The 434-nt window shown below is 57.8% G+C and carries 1 protein-coding gene; it reads right to left on the bottom strand.

Translation table 11 applies throughout. From position 1 onward, the window contains the following. A partial coding sequence (locus ACTHSP_RS22055; protein WP_440347016.1) for a glutamine synthetase beta-grasp domain-containing protein occupies positions 1–434 on the bottom strand: 434 nt, incomplete at both ends.

Here is a 434-nt window from a genome sequence, read left to right as displayed (position 1 = left end):
TCGGAAGTGATTTCGTAACGGGTTTTGTGCATATCGGTTTCAAATTCTACGCCGTCAAAAACGAAGAATTCAGGCTCAGGGCCGAAATAGGCGGTGTCGCCGATACCGGAAGATTTCAAATAGGCTTCGGCGCGGCGTGCGATAGAGCGCGGGTCGCGGTCGTAACCTTGACCGTCGGCGGGGTCGATGACGTCGCAGGTGAGGACGACGGTGGTGTCGTCGAAGAAGGGGTCGATGAAGGCAGTCGCGGGGTCGGGGCGCAACTGCATGTCGGATGCCTGAATGCCTTTCCAGCCGCCGATGGACGAGCCGTCAAACGCCTGACCGTTTTCAAACCACTCTTCAGGGTCGTCGAGGACGATGCGGGCGGGGATGGTAAAGTGGTGCTGCTTGCCTTTGGTATCGGTAAAGCGCAAATCTACGAAGCGGGCTTC

Source organism: Neisseria sp. P0001.S005, assembly GCF_051963715.1.
The sequence above is the reverse complement of the archived record's forward strand: the minus strand, read 5'-3'. Positions and strand labels throughout refer to the sequence as shown.